At 29.6% G+C, this 1,130-nt stretch carries 2 protein-coding genes; both read right to left on the bottom strand.

All coding sequences use genetic code 11. The features are described 5' to 3' along the window. Positions 1-180: 180 nt before the first annotated feature. Positions 181-705 (bottom strand): hypothetical protein, encoded by a 525-nt coding sequence (locus OCV73_RS14465; RefSeq protein ID WP_147553343.1) that lies wholly within the window; start codon positions 703-705, stop codon positions 181-183. Then, a partial coding sequence (locus tag OCV73_RS14460) for a hypothetical protein (protein WP_167551285.1) occupies positions 699-1,130 on the bottom strand: 432 nt, incomplete at its 5' end. The genes OCV73_RS14460 and OCV73_RS14465, both read right to left, overlap by 7 nt.

The raw sequence follows: 1,130 nt of genomic DNA, 5'->3' as shown, positions 1-1,130 counted from the left end.
AATATGAAAGCCGGAATCTGATGCAGGATGTATTCCCTGTCGTTAGCATATTCCGGATTCAAAAGATAAAAGAAAGGCGGGCATAAGCATATCCATGCCATTACTCCGCAAAAAATGACTTTAAAAGCTATCGCTTTAAAAGTTTTTCCAATGGTTGGTTTAAATAGTTTCATAAGTTTTTCAAAATTCCGGGAACCATCTATAATCGATTTTATATTCTCCCATGACATATTCATCCAGATCGTCAAAAACGAAACAAGTTATTCTTAATATTTCTCCCGATTTTAATTTTAAACGATTATAATAGATTACTTTTCCTCGGAAGAAACATGATATGTATCTGAAATCTTCTATATCTTTCATATTAAATTCGAGCGTTTTTTCTTCCCGTGAATATACGGCCTGCCATGTTTCAGGGTCTATCGTTAAAATCGTTGTTTTGTCGTATCGTATAAATTTTGTTATTATGTATATATTGTAAAAATAACAGAGATAATACATGGATAATATCATCATATATTGAATGATAATATCCAGTTTGGAATCGAAAGGTTCTGATATCCAGTTGCTCCAGACTTCAATGAATTCATTTCTGTTTTCTTCCTGAAAGAATAGTACTGTTATAAAGGTACATATTGCTATTAATATGATGCTTAACGTAGAATGCAATAGTATTTTCTGTATAGATAATTGATATTTTACCATGTGAAATATGCTACTTGAATAGGTGATGATGTGGTTAGTTGATAAAGTTTTGTTTCTCCTTGTATAATGTAACTTTTGGCTAATTTATAAAATCCTTCGTAAACTTTATAAGTTTTATAAATGGCTTCTGCATAAAAAACATAAGGAGATGTTTTATTATATAATGCTGCCATGTTCATTATACCTTTGGCTGAAAATTTTGAACAAGTAATATCTTTATTTAAATAATCTGTATAATCATTTATTATTGAAATAGGTGTTAATATATAAGAAGATTTAGATAAGTCTTTAGCAATATTCGTAAATCCAAGCTCTTTTGTAATGACCGCTCCAAAAGATGTAGCATCGTTTAATGTTTCATTTTCCGGATATTTTTGATATTTCCCTGCGTTTTTCTTTTGTTCATCTTGTTTCTTTTCTTGTCT

This window comes from Barnesiella propionica, assembly GCF_025567045.1.
GTDB classification, from domain to species: domain Bacteria; phylum Bacteroidota; class Bacteroidia; order Bacteroidales; family Barnesiellaceae; genus Barnesiella_B; species Barnesiella_B propionica.
Note: the sequence above shows the minus strand (reverse complement) of the source record. Positions and strands in the feature narration are given on the sequence as shown.

What these genes read in the sequence shown, in the direction of transcription:
- OCV73_RS14465 (WP_147553343.1), bottom strand. Translation starts at nt 705, where the DNA reads ATGGTAAAATATCAATTATCTATACAGAAAATACTATTGCATTCTACG.